This window comes from Streptomyces sp. NPDC086077, from assembly GCF_040686175.1.
Classification (GTDB): domain Bacteria; phylum Actinomycetota; class Actinomycetes; order Streptomycetales; family Streptomycetaceae; genus Streptomyces.
In genome coordinates this window covers 15240-31941 of sequence record NZ_JBFBJT010000087.1, presented here as the reverse complement: position 1 = coordinate 31941, position 16702 = coordinate 15240, and the positions used below count along the sequence as shown (strand labels likewise).

Annotated in this window: 19 protein-coding genes and 1 tRNA gene; 11 read left to right on the top strand and 9 right to left on the bottom strand. The window is 72.4% G+C overall.

All coding sequences use genetic code 11. The features are described 5' to 3' along the window. Nucleotides 1-16: 16 nt before the first annotated feature. Genes AB0O67_RS23840 through AB0O67_RS23820 form a run of 5 tightly spaced genes read right to left on the bottom strand, consistent with a single transcriptional unit; the run spans nt 17 to nt 2626 of the window. Nucleotides 17-667 carry an endonuclease gene (locus AB0O67_RS23840; RefSeq protein ID WP_365453368.1) on the bottom strand — a complete coding sequence of 217 codons (651 nt, stop codon included), beginning with the start codon at nt 665-667 and terminating at the stop codon, nt 17-19. Next, nucleotides 664-996, bottom strand: a complete 333-nt coding sequence (locus AB0O67_RS23835; protein WP_365453365.1) for a DUF3140 domain-containing protein — start codon at nt 994-996, stop codon at nt 664-666. The genes AB0O67_RS23840 and AB0O67_RS23835 overlap by 4 nt, the downstream gene beginning before the upstream one ends. 36 nt (nt 997-1032) lie before the next feature. Next, a complete protein-coding gene (locus AB0O67_RS23830) occupies nt 1033-1512 on the bottom strand; it encodes a DNA starvation/stationary phase protection protein (RefSeq protein WP_365453362.1) in 480 nt (159 codons plus the stop codon). Then, nucleotides 1509-1772: a WhiB family transcriptional regulator gene (locus AB0O67_RS23825; protein WP_365453377.1), complete on the bottom strand. Its 264-nt coding sequence runs from the start codon at nt 1770-1772 to the stop codon at nt 1509-1511. Before AB0O67_RS23825 ends, AB0O67_RS23830 begins: the two co-directional genes overlap by 4 nt. Before the next feature lie 44 nt (nt 1773-1816). Further along, nucleotides 1817-2626 (bottom strand): lysophospholipase, encoded by an 810-nt coding sequence (locus AB0O67_RS23820; RefSeq protein WP_365453359.1) that lies wholly within the window; start codon nt 2624-2626, stop codon nt 1817-1819. Nucleotides 2627-2759: 133 nt separating this feature from the next. Here AB0O67_RS23820 and AB0O67_RS23815 point away from each other — a divergent pair, with 133 nt between their 5' ends. The 4 genes from AB0O67_RS23815 (at nt 2760) to AB0O67_RS23800 (ending at nt 7206) form a co-directional block, all read left to right on the top strand. Further along, complete coding sequence (locus AB0O67_RS23815; RefSeq protein WP_365453356.1) at nt 2760-3947, top strand: thiolase family protein; 1188 nt, start codon at nt 2760-2762, stop codon at nt 3945-3947. A gap of 56 nt (nt 3948-4003) precedes the next feature. Further along, complete coding sequence (locus AB0O67_RS23810; RefSeq protein WP_365453353.1) at nt 4004-5512, top strand: long-chain fatty acid--CoA ligase; 1509 nt, start codon at nt 4004-4006, stop codon at nt 5510-5512. Between the two features lie 112 nt (nt 5513-5624). Next, a complete protein-coding gene (locus AB0O67_RS23805) occupies nt 5625-6401 on the top strand; it encodes a sulfite exporter TauE/SafE family protein (RefSeq protein WP_365453350.1) in 777 nt (258 codons plus the stop codon). Between the two features lie 64 nt (nt 6402-6465). After that, nucleotides 6466-7206, top strand: coding sequence for a cobalt-precorrin-6A reductase (locus AB0O67_RS23800; protein ID WP_365453374.1), 741 nt, complete (start codon nt 6466-6468; stop codon nt 7204-7206). A 6-nt stretch (nt 7207-7212) separates the two neighbouring features. Here AB0O67_RS23800 and AB0O67_RS23795 read toward each other — a convergent pair whose 3' ends face one another. From AB0O67_RS23795 to AB0O67_RS23785, 3 genes are all read right to left on the bottom strand, one after another. Continuing rightward, nucleotides 7213-8226 (bottom strand): lysylphosphatidylglycerol synthase domain-containing protein, encoded by a 1014-nt coding sequence (locus AB0O67_RS23795; RefSeq protein ID WP_365453347.1) that lies wholly within the window; start codon nt 8224-8226, stop codon nt 7213-7215. A 234-nt stretch (nt 8227-8460) separates the two neighbouring features. Then, on the bottom strand, nt 8461-9234 hold the full coding sequence (gene cobF, locus AB0O67_RS23790) for a precorrin-6A synthase (deacetylating) (protein WP_365453344.1): 774 nt from the start codon (nt 9232-9234) through the stop codon (nt 8461-8463). A 70-nt stretch (nt 9235-9304) separates the two neighbouring features. Then, complete coding sequence (locus tag AB0O67_RS23785) at nt 9305-9820, bottom strand: DUF309 domain-containing protein (protein WP_365453341.1); 516 nt, start codon at nt 9818-9820, stop codon at nt 9305-9307. Between the two features lie 99 nt (nt 9821-9919). Between AB0O67_RS23785 and AB0O67_RS23780 the strand changes: the two genes are divergently transcribed. From AB0O67_RS23780 to AB0O67_RS23770, 3 genes are all read left to right on the top strand, one after another. Then, nucleotides 9920-9993 (top strand) — tRNA-Pro (locus tag AB0O67_RS23780). 116 nt (nt 9994-10109) lie between these two features. Further along, a complete protein-coding gene (locus AB0O67_RS23775) occupies nt 10110-10775 on the top strand; it encodes an NUDIX domain-containing protein (protein WP_365453338.1) in 666 nt (221 codons plus the stop codon). Between the two features lie 87 nt (nt 10776-10862). Then, on the top strand, nt 10863-11849 hold the full coding sequence (locus AB0O67_RS23770) for an aldo/keto reductase (RefSeq protein WP_365453335.1): 987 nt from the start codon (nt 10863-10865) through the stop codon (nt 11847-11849). A gap of 2 nt (nt 11850-11851) precedes the next feature. Here AB0O67_RS23770 and AB0O67_RS23765 read toward each other — a convergent pair whose 3' ends face one another. Next, nucleotides 11852-12613 (bottom strand): GntR family transcriptional regulator, encoded by a 762-nt coding sequence (locus tag AB0O67_RS23765; RefSeq protein WP_365453332.1) that lies wholly within the window; start codon nt 12611-12613, stop codon nt 11852-11854. Nucleotides 12614-12770: 157 nt separating this feature from the next. Here AB0O67_RS23765 and AB0O67_RS23760 point away from each other — a divergent pair, with 157 nt between their 5' ends. The 4 genes from AB0O67_RS23760 to AB0O67_RS23745 are packed head-to-tail and all read left to right on the top strand — an operon-like array spanning nt 12771 to nt 16699. Continuing rightward, nucleotides 12771-13775, top strand: a complete 1005-nt coding sequence (locus AB0O67_RS23760; protein ID WP_365453329.1) for a sugar ABC transporter substrate-binding protein — start codon at nt 12771-12773, stop codon at nt 13773-13775. Beyond that, a complete protein-coding gene (locus AB0O67_RS23755) occupies nt 13775-14851 on the top strand; it encodes an ABC transporter permease (protein ID WP_365453326.1) in 1077 nt (358 codons plus the stop codon). Before AB0O67_RS23760 ends, AB0O67_RS23755 begins: the two co-directional genes overlap by 1 nt. 5 nt (nt 14852-14856) lie before the next feature. After that, on the top strand, nt 14857-15789 hold the full coding sequence (locus AB0O67_RS23750; protein ID WP_365453323.1) for an ATP-binding cassette domain-containing protein: 933 nt from the start codon (nt 14857-14859) through the stop codon (nt 15787-15789). 1 nt (nt 15790) lies between these two features. After that, the gene (locus AB0O67_RS23745) at nt 15791-16699 is read left to right on the top strand and encodes a sugar phosphate isomerase/epimerase (RefSeq protein WP_365453320.1); all 909 of its coding nucleotides are present in this window, start codon (nt 15791-15793) and stop codon (nt 16697-16699) included. The last annotated feature ends 3 nt before the right edge of the window (nt 16700-16702 follow it).

Here is a 16702-nt window from a genome sequence, read left to right as displayed (position 1 = left end):
GGCCCGCCGAGGCGGGTCAGGCGGCGCGGCGCAGGCTGTCCTCGGCGACCTCCTTGTCCAGCGCCGCCCGCACCAGCGCCGCGGCGAGCACGGCCGGTTCGGCGTCACCGGCGAGCTTCACCAGCCGGCCGGGATCCTTCGGCAGACCGAGCCGTTCCGCCCCGGACAGCGCCTTGGCGTCCAGGTACGGAGCGGCCTCGGGCCATACGCGCTGGGCCTCGCGCAGGAAGATGTCGGCGCCCGCGGGCCCCAGGCCGGGGATCTCCCGGAGCAGCCGGCGCAGTTCGGGGACCTCGCCGCCGGCCTCCTCGCGCATCCGCCGCAGATCGCCGCCCCACCGCTCGGTGAGCAGCTCCGCGCCGTCGCCGAGCTGGGTGGCCGTGCGCTCGTCGTAGCGCCGGTAGCCGCCCCGGCCCAGGGCGTCCACCCGGTCCTGCCGGCTCGCCCTGGCCATCCGCCGCGGGTCGCGCAGCCCCGCCTCGTGCAGGGCCCGCGCCGTCGCGACCGCGACCGAGGCCCGGATGCGGGCGCTGAGCAGCAGGGACAGCACCTGGAGGCGGTACAGCGGCTGCGGCGTGTCCCCCAGCCGGATGCCCGCCTCCTCGGCGTACGTCCGCCCGTGCGCGTTCAGCAGCTCGCTCAGGACGCGCCCCTCACCCCCGCTCATGGCCGGAGCGGGTCGTGGCCCAGCGTCATCAGCTGGTGCCGTTGGCGCGTCTGTTCGGGCTCGGGCTCGCTCTCCACGTCCGCCTGCGCGTCGACCGTGTCCACCACGTCGTACATCACCTGGATGTCCTCGTCGGTGAGATCGGTGCGCCGCTTCTGCAGGATCGCGAGCACGTGCTGCCCGGTGGGGGTCCCGGCCCGTTCCGGCAGCGGCTCCGCGTGCTCGTCGGCGTCGCGGACCCGCAGCCAGGCGGCCAGTTCCTGCGAGGTCATGTTCACCGCGCGATGGAAGTCCTCCCACAGCGCTTCGAGTTCGAGGGCGTCGGTCATGGGTGCCCTTCCTTCGTACGGGGTGCTGGGCGGCGGTCAGTCGCGCGGGACGTTCTCCGCCTCGAACATCCAGCGTTGCTTCTCCAGCTCCGCGGTGATGGAGATGAGCAGGTCCTGCGTGACCGGGTCGGCCTTCTCGGTCGTATCGATCCGCGACCGCAGCCCGCCGATCGCCGCCTCCAGCGCCTCCACCATCACCTGGACCACCTCGTCGTCGCGCAGCCAGCCGTCCTTGGGGCCGGGCAGCGAGAAACGGGCGGCGATGGTCTCGGGGCGGCCGTCGGGCGAGGTGCCCAGCGCCGCGGCGCGCTCCGCCACCGTGTCGGCGAAGCCGCGGGTGGCCGAGACCACCTCGTCGAGCTGGAGGTGGATCGAGCGGAACCGGGGTCCCACGATGTTCCAGTGCGCCTGCTTGCCGGTCAGTGACAGTCCGAGCAGGTCCACCAGGGTCTCCTGGAGCGCGTCGGTGGCGACCCTCCGGGCGTCGTCGGGAAGTGTGCTCCTCACGACGGTCATGGTGCGTTTCTCCCTCTCATGTCGTCCCTGGTCCTCGATGTACGGAGCAGTTCGGCGCGTTCGTTCTCGCCGGTCCCGCCCCACACGCCGGACGTCTGCCCGCTGTTCAGTGCGTAATGCAGACACTGGCTGATCACCGTGCACCGGGCGCAGACGCGCTTGGCGGCCGCGATGTCCCTCAGTGCCGGTCCCGTCGTGCCCACGGGGAAGAACAACTCGGGGTCCTCGTCCACGCAGGCGGCTCGCCGCAACCACTCCATGCGGGCGCGGGTGCCCCGGCCGAACCGGTGCAAACGGGCATCTCTCAGCCCGCGAGCACCCTGTCCAGGAACCGGGTCGTGTCCCTGAGGACCTCGGCCCCGTTCGTCTCCAGGAAGACCTCGTGACGGGCGCCCGGATAGATCCGTTCGGTCAGGTCGCCCCCGCTCAGCCGCTCCACGCCGACCCGGCTCCCGGCGAGCGGCACCAGCCGGTCGTCGTCGCCGTGCAGCCACAGCACCGGCAGTCCGCCCACGTCCCCGCCCGCGGCCACGTCCTCCAGGGTCCGGGCGAACGCCTCCAGCGTCGGCCGCTTCATCGGGCCGTGCCAGACGAGCGGGTCGGCGGCGTAGGCGGCCCCCACGGCGGGGTCACGGGAGAGCGCGGCCGGGCTGACGGGGATCTCGGGGATCTCGTCGTGGGCGAGCAGCCGGCCGGGCGTCTCCCAGGTGCCGATCACGGGCCCGGAGAGCACGAGCGCGGCCAGGCGGCCGCCGTGGCGCTGGGCGTGGCGCGCCGCGATCAGGCCGCCCATGGAGTGGCCGACCAGGACGAGCGGCAGGCCCGGGTAGGCCGCCCGGGCCAGCCCGGCGACCGTTTCCAGGTCGGTGACCACGTCCTCGAAGTCCTCGATCAGCACGCGCTCGCCCGCGGACCTCCCGTGCCCCATGTGATCCGGGCCGAAGACGGCGGCCCCGTGCGCCCGCAGCGCCTCGGCGACCTGCTCGTACCGGCCGATGTGCTCGCCGTAGCCGTGCGAGACGAGGGTGACGAAGGCGGGCCCGGGATGCGGCCACTCGCGGGCGGTGATCGTGCCCCGGGTTCCGTCGAGGACGTGTTCACGGGCGTCGGTCATGGATCCCCCGGCTGCGTCGGTGAAGGCTTCCGGAGATCTTCCCAGGGCGGGGCGCGGGGAGCTATAGTCCAAAACTAGCAGTGCTAATTAACCCTCGGGGCTGCTGATCCAGCTCCCGGTCAGGAGTCCTGTCGTGCGTCCCGTCCACTTCGCGGCCGCCCGCCGCACCCCCATCGGCAAGCTGCGCGGAGCCCTCTCCTCGGTACGTCCCGACGACCTCGCCGCGGCGGTCCTGCGCGGGCTCGTCGCCGATGTGCCCGCGCTCGACCCGGCCCGCGTCGACGACGTCTACTGGGGCGCCGCCAACCAGGCCGGCGAGGACAACCGCAACGTCGCCCGGATGGCCGCCCTGCTCGCCGGCCTCCCCGAGTCCGTTCCCGGCGCCACCGTCAACCGCCTGTGCGCCTCCGGCCTCGAAGCGATCACCCTCGCGGCCCGCACCATATCCGCGGGCGAGGCCGACGTCGTGCTCGCGGGCGGCTCCGAGTCCATGAGCCGCGCCCCCTTCGTGCTGCCCCGCCCCGACGAGGCCCTGCCGCACCGCATCGAGACCGTCGACACCCGGCTCGGCTGGCGGCTGGTCAACCCGGCGATGAAGGAACTGCACGGCCTGCTGGCCATGGGAGAGACCGCGGAGGAGGTCGCCGAGCGCTACGAGGTCCCGCGCGAACGCCAGGACGAGTTCGCGCTGCGCAGCCACCGGCTGGCCGCCGACGCCCGCAAGAACGGCCACTTCGACGACGAACTCCTGCCCGTGCGCCGCCCCGACGGTGTGGTGGTCGACAGCGACGAGTGCGTCCGTGAGGACACGTCGTACGAGAAGCTGGCCCGCCTCAAGCCCGTGTTCCGCCAGGGCGGCACGGTGACGGCGGGCAACGCCTCCCCCATGAACGACGGTGCCGCGGGACTCCTGCTGGTCAGCGAGGAGGCACTCAACGAGCTGGGGCTGGAGTCCATGGGCCGCTACGTCGCCGGGGCCTCGGCCGGCGTGCACCCCGACGTGATGGGCATCGGCCCGGTGCCCGCCACGCAGAAGGTGCTGGGGCGTGCCCGGTGGGGCGTCGGCGACATCGAGGAGGCCGAGTTCAACGAGGCGTTCGCCGCGCAGGCCCTCGCCTGCGTGGACCGGCTCGGCATCGACCCCGAGCTGGTCAACCCGAGCGGCGGCGCCATCGCCCTCGGCCACCCCCTCGGCTGCTCCGGCGCCCGCATCCTGACCACCCTGCTGCACCGGATGCGCCGCACGGGCGCCGGGCGCGGGCTGGCCACCATGTGCGTGGGCGTGGGGCAGGGGAGCGCGGTGCTGGTGGAGAGGCATTAGCGCACACACCGCGCAGCCGCAGCCCGAGCCGCAGTCAGGAAACGGAGCAGTCGCCCATGGCCACCCTCAACCTCGCCGTCATCCTCGCCGAGAACGCCCGGCGCCGCCCGGACCACACCGCCCTCGTCGAGGGTGACCTGCGGCTGAGCTTCGCGCAGGTGTGGCGGCGGGCCCTGGCCCGGGCCGGCGCCCTCGCCGGGCTCGGCGTCCGGCCCGGCGACCGGGTCGCGCTGATGGCGCCCAACACGGTCGAGTTCCCGACCGCGTACTACGCCGTCGCGGCGGCGGGCGCGGTCGTCGTCCCCGTCCATCTGCTGCTGTCGGCGGAAGAGGTCGAGCACGTACTGCGGGACAGCGGCGCGAGCCTGCTGCTGTGCCACCCGGCGCAGGCGGAGACCGGCACCACCGCCGCGCTGGGCGCGGGTGTCCCGGCAGTGACCCTGGGCGCCGGGTTCGACCGGCTCGCGGCGGTCGCCGAGCCGCTGCCGACGTACGTGACCCGTGAGGCCGACGACCCGGCGGTCGTGCTCTACACCAGCGGCACCACCGGCGTCCCCAAGGGCGCCGTGCTCAGCCACTTCAACCTCGTGATGAACGCGACGGTCAACGCGTTCGACGCCAACGACGTCCGCCGCGACGACATCGCGCTCGGCGCGCTGCCGCTGTTCCACGCCTTCGGGCAGACCGTCTCCCTCAACTCCACCTGGCGGGCCGGGGCGACGCTCGTGCTGATGCCGCGTTTCGACGCGGCGCGGGCGATCGAGCTCATGGTGAAGGAGCGGGTCAACACCTTCCACGGGGTGCCGACCATGTACGTGTCCCTGGTGGCCGCGGCCGCCGGGGTCGATGTGCTGCCCGAGCTGCGGGTGTGCGTCTCCGGCGGCGCCTCGCTGCCCGTGGCCGTCCTGGAGCGGTTCGAGGAGGCGTTCGGAGCGGTCGTCCACGAGGGGTACGGGCTGTCGGAGACCTCACCGACGGCGACCGTGAACCAGCCCGTGTTCGGCACCCGGCCCGGCACCATCGGGCATCCGCTGTGGGGCGTGGAGGCGGAGATCGCCCGCGCGGAGGTGGAGGGGCGGATCGAGATGCTGCCGGCGGGCGAGCTCGGCGAGGTCGTCATCCGGGGCCACAACGTCTTCTCCGGCTACCTCGGCCGCCCCGAGGCCACCGCCGAGGCGCTCGTCGACGGCTGGTTCCGCACCGGCGACCTCGGCACCAAGGACGAGGACGGCTTCCTCCGGATCGTCGACCGAAAGAAGGACGTCGTCATCCGCGGCGGCTTCAACGTCTACCCGCGCGAGGTCGAGGAGGTGCTGATGCGGCACCCCGGCATCGCCCAGGCCGCCGTGATCGGCCTGCCGGACGACCTGCACGGCGAGGAGGTGTGCGCGGTGGTCGTACCGGCCCCGGGCGTGGAGCTCGACGCCGCCGGGGTCACCGAGTGGTCCAAGGAGCACCTGGGCCGGCACAAGTACCCGAGGCGCGTGGAGATCACGGACGCGCTGCCGCTGGGACCGAGCATGAAGGTGCTGAAGCGGGAGCTGCGGACACGGTACGTCGGGTAGCGGGTAGCGGGTAGCGGGTAGCGGCGAGCGGGGACGGCGGAGCCGGGCCGGGGCCGTCCGGCGGGACGCTCCTTACGGCGGCCAGATGCATGGGCATAGCATCGGTGTCCGCATGGACACGATGACGCTCTGGCACATCACCGGCTGGGAGTTCGCCGCCCTCGCCTTCGCCGCGCTCCTGGTCGGCTTCTCCAAGACCGCCGTGAGCGGGGCCAACACGGTCAGCCTCGCCATCTTCGCGGCGGTGCTGCCGGCCCGCGCCTCCACCGGGGTGCTGCTGCCGATCCTCATCGCCGGGGACGTGCTCGCGGTCCTCACCTACCGGCGGCACGCCCACTGGCCGACGCTGTGGCGGCTGTTCCCGGCGGTCGCTGCGGGCGTCGTGCTCGGCACGCTGTTCCTGGTGTGGGCCGACGACGGGATCGTACGGACCTCGATCGGGGCGATCCTGCTGCTGATGGCGGGCGTGACGTCGTGGCGCCGCCGCGCGGGGGAGCCGACGGACGAGGAGCCGGACTCGGTGAGCAGCAGGCCGGGCCGGATCAAGGCCCGGTCGTACGGCGTCCTCGGCGGCTTCACCACGATGGTCGCCAACGCCGGCGGCCCGGTGATGTCGATGTACCTGCTGTCAGCGGGCTTCCGGAAGCTGGGCTTCCTTGGCACGTCCGCGTTCTTCTTCCTGATCGTCAACGTGTCCAAGGTGCCCTTCAGCGCGGGGCTCGGGCTGATCGACGGCCGGTCGCTGCTGCTGGACGCCGCGCTCGTGCTGTTCGTGGTGCCCGGCGCCGTCCTCGGCAAATGGGCCGTGCACCGGATCGACCAGCGGCTGTTCGAGCGGCTGGTGATCGCGGCGACGGTGGTGGGCGGCGTGCAGCTGCTGCTGCGCTAGCTGGTCCGGCCCGCGGCAGGCCGGCCACCGGACCTCGTACGCTCGACGCATGTCCGGTCACGTCCTGAGCCGTCATGTCCTGATCCTCGGCGGCACCACCGAGGCCCGCGAGCTCGCCGCAGCGCTGACGGCCCGTGCTGGGGTACGGGTCACCACGTCCCTCGCGGGGCGTGTGGCGCGGCCGGCTGCGGTCGACGGTGACGTGCGGATCGGCGGGTTCGGTGGCGCCGAGGGGCTGGCCGAGTGGCTGCGCGCGCACGACGTGTCCGCCGTCGTCGACGCCACCCATCCCTTCGCCGAGGCGATCACCGCGAACGCGGTCCGTGCCGTCGCCCTGTCCGGCGTTCCGGCCGTCGTGCTGCGCCGTCCTGGCTGGCGGCCGGGGCCGGGGGACGACTGGCACGCGGTCGCCTCCCTGGAAGCGGCCGCGGAGCTGCTGCCGCGGCTCGGTCGCCGGGTGTTCCTCACCACCGGCCGCCTGGGCGTGGCCGCCTTCGCCCGGCTGGCCGAGCAGCACTTCGTCGTACGGTCCGTGGAACCGCCCGAGCCGCCGATGCCCCCGGACGTCGAACTGGTCCTCGCCCGCGGCCCGTTCACCGTCGACGGCGAGTCGGCGCTGCTGCGGGAGCACCGGATCGACGTGATCGTCACCAAGGACAGCGGGGGAGCGGCGACGGCCGCCAAGCTCACGGCGGCCCGGGAACTCGGCGTTCCCGTCGTCGTCGTGCGGCGCCCGCCGCTGCCGCAGGACGCAGCGGCCGTACCGGACGTGCCGGGTGCCCTGGCGTGGCTCGGGGCCGGTTAGCGGGACTCAGAGGATCTTGCGGTGCACCAACGCCGACAGCACCAGTGCTCCCGGCAGCAGCGGCACCCACACCGTCAGCACGCGGTAGGCGACGACGGTCGCCGTCGCCAGGCCCACCGGCGCGCCGAACGCGGCCATGGTGAACACCAGCGCCGCGTCCACCGGCCCGATCCCGCCCGGCGCGGGCACGGCGCCGACCGCCGTGCCGGCGATGAGCAGCGCGAAGACGACCTGAGCCCAGGACAGCTCCAGCCCGAGTGAGAAGCCGACGGTGGCGATCACGCTGCCCTGGAGCAGCGGGATCGCGGCGGCCCCGCCCCAGAGGGCGAGGACACGGCTGGGCCGGGTGTGCAGGACGCGGGCGTCGGTGAGGGCGGTTCGCAGTGCGCAGACCGCCGGGCGGCGCAGGGCGGGGACGACGGCCGGCAGGCAGCCGGCCACGACGAAGGCGGCGCCCACGCCGGCGGCGACCAGCAGGAGGGTGCTGTCGTCGGGGACGAGTTCGCCGAGGTGCAGCATGCCGGGGAGGGCCACGAGGAAGACGATCAGCACCGCCGTCTTCGTCACCGGCTTGACCAGCGAGTACAGCGCGAGGGACGCGGTGCCCCGGGCCAGGGGTATGCCCTGGCTCTGGAGGAAGCGCAGGGTCACCGCGTGGGCTCCGATGCCGGCGGGGAGCACGTGGTTGGCGGCGCCGGCGGCGAACTGCGAGGCGATCAGCAGCCCCGGCGGCAGCCGCTCGGGGATGGCGCCCTGCCGTACCAGCGCGGCGGCCGGCCAGCCGAGGCAGGTCAGGGACAGGGCCGCGAGCAGCCAGCCCGGGTCGGCGGCGGCCAGCCGGGCGGCGCCGTCGCGCACGGAGTGCCAGTCGACGACGGCCCAGCCGCCGATCAGCAGCAGCGGCAGCGCGGTGAGGCCGTGACGGGACAGGCGGGAGAGGCGTTCGGCGGAGGGGGAGCGGACGGGGGCGGCGGTGGCGAGCGCGCTGGGGAGAGCGGCGGCCGGCGGTACCAGGGACACGGCGTACGTCGTCCTTTCGCATCACGCCCGAAAGAGCGGGGCGGACGGATGCAAGGCGAGACAGGTGGGGACGGGCGAAACGTGCCCGCCCGGTATGACGCTGCGGTGTCCGGCAGCCGAAGCGGCGCCGGCGGGCAGCGCAAGAAAGCGGCCGTGACGGTGCCGGACGTGAGCGCCTGCCGCTCCACGGCCCCCTTCGGGCGCGGTCCCCTCGGGCCCCGGGGCCGCCGGAGGCTACTGGCCGTCCGGGTTCCGGCGCAGCAGATACGTGTCCATGATCCAGCCCTTGCGCTCCCGCGCCTCGGCGCGCAGCCGCTCGATGCGGGGGGCCGCCTGCGCGATCGGGCCCGAGGCGAGGATCTCGTCCGGCGTGCCGATGTAGGCGCCCCAGTAGATGTCGATGTCCTGGTCGGCGTACTGCCGGAAGGTCTGGTGGGCGTCGAGCATCACGACCACGTCGTCCACGCCCTCGGGGAAGCCCTCGGCGAGCCGCCGGCCCGTGGTGATCTGCACCGGCCGGGCGACCCGGTTCAGCCCCGTGCGATGCCGGGCCACCAGCGCCGAGACGCTGCTGATGCCGGGCACGACGTCGTACTCGAAGTGCACCGTGCCGCGGGCACGGACCTCCTCCAGGATCCCGAGCGTGCTGTCGTACAGCGCCGGGTCGCCCCACACCAGGAAGGCGCCGCTCTCGTCCTCGCCCAATTCCTCGGCGATCAGCTGCTCGTAGATTCCGGCACGGGCGCTGCGCCAGTCCCCGACGGCCGGTGAGTACGCCGCGCCGCCCGCGCTCCGGTCCCGGTCCGGGTCACGCGCCTCGACCAGACGGTACGTCCCCTGCCTCAGGTGCGCGTCGAGCATGTCCTTGCGCAGCCGGGTGAGGTCGGACTTCACCTCGCCCTTGTCGAGCAGGAAGAACACGTCCGTGCTCCGCAGCGCCCTGACCGCCTGAAGGGTCAGCTGGTCGGGGTCGCCCGCGCCGATACCGATGACATGAATCTTTCGCACGCCCCGAGTCTGCCGCACCCCGCCGACAGCGGACCCACCGCCTCCTCGGGCACGCGGGGGCCAGGGGCTCTCACGCCCCCCGCAACCCTGGCGCCCGCGCCCCGGCGTCCACCGTCACGCCGTGCTCCAGGTCGTCGGCCAGCGTCCGCGCCCACCGGGCCAGCCCCGGCAGGTCCAGGTCGTGGGGCCGTTTACGGCCGGTGTGTGCCGCCCACTCCTCGATCGCACCCGCCCCGCGGCGCAGCAGCCGGGACCCGCCCGTCGTGTTGCCGCGGGCCGCGTGGGTGAGGCCCACGGCCAGCTGGGCCAGGCCGCGCCACAGGGTGCGTTCCTCGTGGGGGCCCGACTTCCAGGCGTCCTCGAAGACCTCGTGCGCGTGGAAGGGCTTGCCCGCGTCGAGCAGGGTCTGTGCCTCGGCGACCGTCTCCGGGGGCGTCCGCACGAGCCCCTCCGGCTGCCGGTCCACGCCCTGCGCGTCGTACGGCAGCGGCCGTCCGAGCCCGTCGCGTGGCCGTGCGTTGCGGGCGCGGCCCTCGCTGTCGCGGTCCCGAGCGCTGCTGCCCCGTCCTTCCGGTGTGCTGCCCATACGGCGATTGTCGCGCCTGCGGTCCCGCTTCGGCGCGTCCGGGGGTGTGGGGTAAAGTACTGAGCGCGCCGTCACGCGGTTGTCCGCGGCGAGGCGCACCGGGACGTGGCGCAGCTTGGTAGCGCACTTGACTGGGGGTCAAGGGGTCGCAGGTTCAAATCCTGTCGTCCCGACGGTTCGGCGAGGGGTCATCGTTTCGATGGCCCCTTTTCCGTCGGTTCACGGGGCCGGATGGTACAAGCGGGAGCATGACCAACGAGTTCATCCCCTTCCGTCCGGGCGGTGCCCGATGACCGCCGGTGTCGACACCCCGGACCGCCGCGGCCGCACCGGGCTCGACCGGACCGGTCGCGACCTGAGCGGCAACCCGCGCGTGCGGGTGCGGGACGTGAAACTGCTCTCCAGTCACTGGTACGTGGAGCGCACGACCACCTTCGACTTCCGGCACGCCGACGGCACCTGGAGCACCCAGGAGCGCGAGACGCACGACCGCGGCAACGGCGCCACGATGCTGCTGTACGACGCCGACCGCGAGACCGTGCTGCTCACCCGCCAGTTCCGCTTCCCGGTGTACGTGAACGGGCACCCCGACGGCATGCTGATCGAGACGCCCGGCGGGCTGCTCGACGACGACGACGAGCACCCGGAGGAGGCGGTGCGGCGTGAGGTGGTCGAGGAGACCGGGCACACCATCGACGCCGTCCAGCACGTCTTCGACATCTACATGAGCCCCGGCTCGGTCACCGAGCGCGTCAGCTTCTACGCCGCCGCCTACGGGCCGTCGACCCGCACCCACGAGGGTGGCGGGCTCGGCGAGGAGGGCGAGGACATCGAGATCCTCGAACTGCCCTTCCGCAGGGCCCTGGAGATGATCCGCACCGGCGAGATCGCCGACGGCAAGACCATCATGCTGTTGCAGTGGGCCGCCCTGGAAGGGCCGTTCGCCAAGCGGTAGCCGCGACTTCCTTGACTTGAAGCGCGCTTCAGCCTGAAGACTCCCGTTCGTGCCCCGGACAACCGGGCGCGAACGGGAGGCATCACCATGAAGTACCGCACCATCGGCACCGATCCGCGGCACCGCCGCGAGGTCAGCGTCCTCGCCCTCGGCGCCATGCTCTTCGGCTCGCTCACGGACGAGCGGACCTCCTACGCCGTCCTCGACCGTTACGTCGAGGCCGGCGGCACCTTCATCGACACCTCGGACAACTACGCCTTCTGGGTGGACGGCGGCCAGGGCGGCCACAGCGAGGAACTCCTCGGCCGGTGGCGGCGCAGCCGCGGGATCGGCGACGAGGTGGTCGTCGCCACCAAGCTCGGCGCCCGTCCCCTCGCCCCCGGCACCAGCTACACCGACAACCCGGAGGGACTGTCGGCGAAGGTGATCCGCGAGGCGGCCGAGCGCAGCCGCGAGCGGCTCGGCGTGGAGCGGCTGGACCTGCTGTACGCCCACATCGACGACCCCACCGTCCCCCAGCAGGAGACCGTCGAGGGGTTCGCCGCCCTGGTCGAGGAGGGCACGGTCGGGCTGCTCGGGGTCAGCAACCAGGCGATATGGCGGGTGGAACGGGCCCGCGCCCTCGCCGCCGCGGCCGGACTGCCCGGGTACGAGGTCCTCCAGTACCAGCACAGCCATCTGCGCCCTCGGTTCGACGTCCCGAGCGACCTCTTCCCCGACGGCAGCCTCGGCCACGCGGGCGCCGAACTCCTCGGCTACCTGCGGGCCGAGCCGAACCTGACGCTCGTCGCCTACTCACCGCTGCTGGGCGGGGCGTACGCGCGCGAGGACAAGCCGCTGCCCTCCGACTACGCCCACCCCGGCACTCCCGCCCGGCTCGCGGTGCTGCGCGAGGTCGCGCGGGAGACCGGGGCCACCGTGGGCCAGGTGGTGCTGGCCTGGCAGGTGGGCGCGGAACTGCCGGTCGTCCCGCTGGCCGGAGCCTCGTCGGTGGCCCAACTGGAGGAGAACCTCCGTGCCGTGGAACTGGAGTTGACGGCGGATCAGCGGGCCCGGCTGGACGCCGCGCACTGACGTCAGGGCCGTACCAGGAGCTGGAAGTCGAAGGCGTACCGGGACGCGCGGTAGATGTGCGTCCCGTACTCCACGGCACGGCCGGTGTCGTCGTAGGCCGTGCGCTGCATCGTGAGGAGCGCGGCGCCCTTCTTCTCGTCGAGGCGGGCGGCCTCCTCGGCGGTGGCGCTGCGGGCGCCGATGGTCTGGCGGGCGCTGTGCAGGGTGACACCGGCGGTGCGCAGCATGCGGTAAAGGCCGGTCGTCTCCAGCCGGCCGGTGTCCGGCGGGAGCAGGCCCGCGGGCAGGTAGTTGCACAGGAACGCCACGGGGCGGCCGTGGGTGAAGCGGAGCCGTTCCAGGACGGTGACCTCGTCGCCCTCGGGCACGGCGAGGGCGGCCGCGACGTCCGCGGCGGCCGGCACGGGCTCGTTACGGAGCACCTGTGTGGTGGGCTGCTGCCCGGCCGCCTCCAGGTCGTCGTAGAGACTGCTCAGCTCCAGCGGGCGTCTCACCTTGCTGTGCACCACCTGGGTGCCGACGCCCCGGCGGCGGACCAGCAGGCCCTTGTCGACCAGGGACTGGATGGCCTGGCGGACGGTCGGCCGGGACAGGCCGAGGCGCACCGACAGGTCGATCTCGTTGCCCAGCTGGTTGCCCGGAGTGAGGATCCCGCTCTCGATGGCCGCCTCCAGCTGCTGGGCGAGCTGGTGGTAGAGCGGCACGGGGCTGGTGCGGTCGAGTGCGAAGTGCACGGCGGCGAGCCCGGAGACAGTACTGGTCATGGCGTCCCTCCCGGTCCACACCGTAGCAGTTTGTTCTAACATTAGGACCTGCTTGTGAAATGATGTCTTAACAAAGTATTGACAGTGAGCGCGCCAGGGGATTTGATCCCGTCCCAACAACAGCCTTTCCCCCATCGCACAGTGAGGTGCAGGAAAGATGGACCGCTCTCGCAGAATCACTTCCGCCCTGGCCGTGGCAGCGGCGGCGGCCCTGGTCCTCGCCGGCTGCTCCAGCAGCTCCGGCGGCAAGAAGGCCGAGGAGGGAGCGGACGGCGCCTCGGCGGGCAAGGCCACCACGCCCCGGATGACGGTCGCTCTGGTCACCCACCAGGCGCCCGGCGACACCTTCTGGGACATCGTGCGCAAGGGCGCCGAGGCCGCCGCCGCCAAGGACAACATCAAGCTCGTCTACTCCGCCGACCCCAACGCCGGCAACCAGGCCAACCTGGTCCAGAACGCCATCGACCAGAAGGTCGACGGCATCGCCGTCACCCTCGCCAAGCCGGACGCACTCAAGGGAGTCCTCGGCAAGGCCGAGCAGGCCGGGATACCGGTCGTCGGCCTCAACTCCGGTGTGAGCGACTGGAAGCAGCTCGGCCTGATGGAGTTCTTCGGGCAGGACGAGAACGTGGCCGGCGAGGCGCTCGGCAAGCGGCTCAACGAGGAGGGCGCGAAGAAGGCCGTCTGCGTGATCCAGGAGCAGGGCAACGTCGGTCTCACGCAGCGCTGCGACGGGGTGAAGAAGACGTTCGAGGGCACCACGGAGACCCTCAACGTCAACGGCACCGACATGCCCTCCGTGAAGTCGACGATCACCGCCAAGCTCAAGCAGGACGACGCCATCGACTACGTCGTGGCCCTCGGCGCCCCCTTCGCGATGACCGCCGTGCAGTCGGTGTCCGAGGCGGGCAGCAAGGCCAAGGTCGCCACCTTCGACCTCAACAAGGACCTGACCGGCGCCATCGAGCGCGGCGACATCCAGTTCGCCGTCGACCAGCAGCCCTACCTCCAGGGGTACCTGGCGGTCGACGGGCTGTGGCTGTACAAGAACAACGGCAACTACAGCGGTGGCGGTGAGCAGCCCGTGCTGACCGGGCCGGCGTTCGTCGACAAGGCCAACGTCGAGCGCATCGCCGAGTTCGCCGCGAAGGGGACCCGGTGATGGGTATGGCCCAGCAGGCCGCGCCGGCGGTGGCGACACCGCCGGACCCCGGCGCCAGGCCGGGCGACGGACGCACCCGGGAGCGGCCGCTGGTGCTGAGGCTGCTCGCCCGGCCCGAGGTCGGCGTCTTCCTCGGCGCGGCCGCCGTGTTCGTCTTCTTCCTGATCGCCGCGCCCTCGCTGCGCCAGGGCGGCTCCATGGCCACGGTCCTCTACCAGGCATCCACCATCGGCATCATGGCGCTGCCCGTGGCCCTGCTGATGATCGGCGGCGAGTTCGACCTGTCGGCCGGCGTCGCCGTGATCACCTCGGCGCTCACGGCGGCCATGCTCAGCTACCAGCTGACCCTGAACGTCTGGACGGGCGTGATCGTCGCGCTCGTGGTAACGGTCGGCATCGGCGCGTTCAACGGCTGGGTCCTGGTCAAGACGGGGTTGCCGAGCTTCCTGGTCACCCTCGGCACGTTCATGATCCTCCAGGGCGTGAACCTCGCCGTCACCAAGATGGTCACCGGCAACGTCGCCACCGACGACATCAGCACCATGGACGGCTTCGAGCAGGCCAGGGCGCTCTTCGCCTCGTCCTTCGACGTCGGCGGCGTCCAGGTGAAGATCACCGTGGTGTGGTGGCTGGTCTTCGCGGCCCTGGCCACCTGGGTGCTGCTGCGCACCAAGTACGGCAACTGGATCTTCGCTGTCGGCGGCAACAAGGAGAGCGCCCGGGCGGTCGGTGTCCCGGTGACCTTCACCAAGATCACCCTGTTCATGCTGGTCGGCTTCGGAGCCTGGTTCGTCGGGATGCACCAGCTGTTCTCCTTCAACACCGTCCAGTCCGGCGAGGGCGTCGGCCAGGAGCTGATCTACATCGCCGCGGCCGTCATCGGCGGCTGCCTCCTGACCGGCGGCCACGGCTCCGCCATCGGCCCGGTCTTCGGCGCCTTCATGTTCGGCATGGTCCAGCAGGGCATCGTCTACGCGGGATGGAACCCCGACTGGTTCAAGGCCTTCCTCGGTGTGATGCTGCTCGGTGCCGTCCTCATCAATCTGTGGGTGCAGCGCACCGCGACCCGGAGGTGACCGCCATGACCACCACCCACGGAGCTGTGCTCCAGGACGCCGCGCTCCAGGGCGCCGGGGCCCTCGTCGAACTGCGCGGCGCCGGCAAGTCCTACGGCAACATCCGCGCCCTGCACGGCGTCGACCTCGCGGTCCACCCCGGCAAGGTCACGTGCGTCCTCGGCGACAACGGCGCGGGCAAGTCCACCCTCATCAAGATCGTCTCCGGGCTGCACCAGCACACCGAGGGCGAGTTCCTCGTGGACGGCGAGCCGGTGCGCTTCGCCACCCCCCGCGAGGCCCTCGACAAGGGCATCGCCGCCGTCTACCAGGACCTCGCGACGGTCCCGCTGATGCCCGTCTGGCGGAACTTCTTCCTCGGCTCCGAGCTCACCAAGGGGCCCTGGCCGCTGCGCCGCCTCGACATCGCCCGCATGAAGCGGACCGCGGACGAGGAACTGCGCAACATGGGAATCGTCCTCGACGACCTGGAGCAGCCCATCGGCACGCTGTCCGGTGGCCAGCGCCAGTGCGTCGCCATCGCCCGCGCCGTGCACTTCGGCGCCCGCGTGCTCATCCTGGACGAGCCGACGGCCGCCCTCGGCGTCAAGCAGTCCGGCGTGGTCCTGAAATACATCGCCGCCGCCCGTGACCGTGGCCTCGGCGTCATCTTCATCACCCACAATCCCCACCACGCGTACATGGTCGGCGACCACTTCAGCGTGCTGCGCCTCGGCACCCTCGAACTGAGCGCCGACCGCAGCGAGGTGAGCCTGGAGGAGCTGACCAACCACATGGCCGGCGGCACGGAACTCGCCGCGCTCAAACACGAGCTGGCGCAGGTGCGGGGCGTCGACGTCGAGGAACTGCCCGAGGCGGCGGACCTCTCCGGGCCGCCCTCCAAGGACACCCCGGCCTCCGCCGCCTCCCCGGCCGCCTCTTCCGAAGGGACCTCCTGACATGGCCGACACCCCCGCCCTCGACCGCATCCGGGTCGGCTCGGCGCCCGACTCCTGGGGCGTCTGGTTCCCCGACGACCCCCAGCAGGTGCCCTGGGAACGCTTCCTGGACGAGGTCGCCGAGGCCGGCTACTCGTGGATCGAGCTGGGCCCCTACGGCTATCTGCCGACCGACCCGGCCCGGCTCACCGAGGAGGTGGACCGCCGCGGTCTGAAGGTGTCGGCCGGCACCGTCTTCACCGGCCTGCACCGCGGCCCGTCCGTCTGGGACTCCACCTGGGAGCACGTCAGCCAGGTCGCCGCCCTCACCCAGGCGATGGGCGCCGGGCACCTCGTGGTCATCCCGTCATTCTGGCGGGACGACAAGACCGCCGAGATCCTGGAGCCGCCGGAGCTGACGGGCGAGCAGTGGGCGCACCTGACCAAGGGCATGGAGCGCCTCGGGCACGAGGTCAAGGAGACCTACGGCCTCGACATCGTCGTGCACCCGCACGCCGACACCCACATCGACACCGAGGCGCACGTCGAGCGCTTCCTCGACTCCACCGACTCCGGGCTGGTGCAGCTCTGCCTGGACACCGGGCACTACGCCTACTGCGGCGGCGACAGCGTCAAGCTGATCGAGACGTACGGCGAGCGCATCGGCTATCTGCACCTCAAGCAGGTCGACCCGGAGATCCTCGCCGACGTCGTCGCGAACGAGGTGCCGTTCGGGCCCGCCGTGCAGCGCGGGGTGATGTGCGAGCCGCCGTCCGGGGTGCCGGAGCTGGGGCCGGTGCTCACCGCCGCCCAGAAGCTGGGCGTGGACCTGTTCGCGATCGTCGAGCAGGACATGTACCCCTGCGAGCCGGACAAGCCGCTGCCGATCGCGGTGCGCACCCGCAGGTTCCTCCGCTCCTGCGGAGCCTGACGG

Bases quoted from the DNA above. Each gene is read 5' to 3' on its own strand.
- AB0O67_RS23765 (WP_365453332.1), bottom strand. From the start codon at position 12,613: ATGACCAGTACTGTCTCCGGGCTCGCCGCCGTGCACTTCGCACTCGAC.
- AB0O67_RS23810 (WP_365453353.1), top strand. From the start codon at position 4,004: ATGGCCACCCTCAACCTCGCCGTCATCCTCGCCGAGAACGCCCGGCGC.
- AB0O67_RS23820 (WP_365453359.1), bottom strand. From the start codon at position 2,626: ATGACCGACGCCCGTGAACACGTCCTCGACGGAACCCGGGGCACGATC.
- AB0O67_RS23840 (WP_365453368.1), bottom strand. From the start codon at position 667: ATGAGCGGGGGTGAGGGGCGCGTCCTGAGCGAGCTGCTGAACGCGCAC.
- AB0O67_RS23755 (WP_365453326.1), top strand. From the start codon at position 13,775: ATGGGTATGGCCCAGCAGGCCGCGCCGGCGGTGGCGACACCGCCGGAC.
- AB0O67_RS23770 (WP_365453335.1), top strand. From the start codon at position 10,863: ATGAAGTACCGCACCATCGGCACCGATCCGCGGCACCGCCGCGAGGTC.
- AB0O67_RS23760 (WP_365453329.1), top strand. From the start codon at position 12,771: ATGGACCGCTCTCGCAGAATCACTTCCGCCCTGGCCGTGGCAGCGGCG.
- AB0O67_RS23805 (WP_365453350.1), top strand. From the start codon at position 5,625: ATGGACACGATGACGCTCTGGCACATCACCGGCTGGGAGTTCGCCGCC.
- AB0O67_RS23835 (WP_365453365.1), bottom strand. From the start codon at position 996: ATGACCGACGCCCTCGAACTCGAAGCGCTGTGGGAGGACTTCCATCGC.
- AB0O67_RS23750 (WP_365453323.1), top strand. From the start codon at position 14,857: ATGACCACCACCCACGGAGCTGTGCTCCAGGACGCCGCGCTCCAGGGC.
- AB0O67_RS23785 (WP_365453341.1), bottom strand. From the start codon at position 9,820: ATGGGCAGCACACCGGAAGGACGGGGCAGCAGCGCTCGGGACCGCGAC.
- AB0O67_RS23745 (WP_365453320.1), top strand. From the start codon at position 15,791: ATGGCCGACACCCCCGCCCTCGACCGCATCCGGGTCGGCTCGGCGCCC.
- AB0O67_RS23830 (WP_365453362.1), bottom strand. From the start codon at position 1,512: ATGACCGTCGTGAGGAGCACACTTCCCGACGACGCCCGGAGGGTCGCC.
- AB0O67_RS23775 (WP_365453338.1), top strand. From the start codon at position 10,110: ATGACCGCCGGTGTCGACACCCCGGACCGCCGCGGCCGCACCGGGCTC.
- AB0O67_RS23825 (WP_365453377.1), bottom strand. From the start codon at position 1,772: ATGGAGTGGTTGCGGCGAGCCGCCTGCGTGGACGAGGACCCCGAGTTG.